The organism is Virgibacillus carmonensis (genome assembly GCF_057836705.1).
On record NZ_JBYQFJ010000304.1, the window covers coordinates 1 to 575 of the forward strand.

Consider the following 575-nt stretch of genomic DNA (forward strand, 5'->3'; position numbering starts at 1 on the left):
AGGAAAGTTTCTATTTTTTACAGTTTAAGAAGGTATAAATCTTAATCGGTATAAAGTAAAAAAATTAAGGCATTCGTCATTAGTTAATGCGACAGGCCAAGATTTCGATTTAATGCTTGGTAACAACAACGGTCTATTCCGGTCAAGCATGTGAACCAGGTACTTAGGCTATTCTTGTTAATAATTATTCCCAATGTATGAAAAGATAAGGACATAAAAGAAAGAGGGATGCAACGTGACGAAATACATTTTCGTAACAGGCGGTGTTGTTTCATCGCTAGGAAAAGGAATTACAGCAGCATCTTTAGGACGATTGCTGAAAAATCGCGGACTAAAGGTAACCATTCAAAAATTTGACCCATATATTAACGTTGATCCTGGAACAATGAGTCCATATCAGCATGGTGAGGTCTTTGTAACGGAAGATGGTGCGGAAACTGATCTTGATCTTGGTCACTATGAGCGCTTCATCGATATTAATTTAAATAAATACAGCAACATCACGACAGGAAAGGTTTACTCAAGCGTTATTAAAAAAGAACGTCGTGGTGACTATTTAGGGGGAACAGTTCAGG

At 37.2% G+C, this 575-nt stretch carries 1 pseudogene; it reads left to right on the forward strand.

Annotated elements, in window-relative coordinates:
- Positions 1–235: 235 nt before the first annotated feature.
- Positions 236–575, forward strand: a pseudogene (locus tag AC3G7N_RS22005) (CTP synthase); the annotation flags it as partial.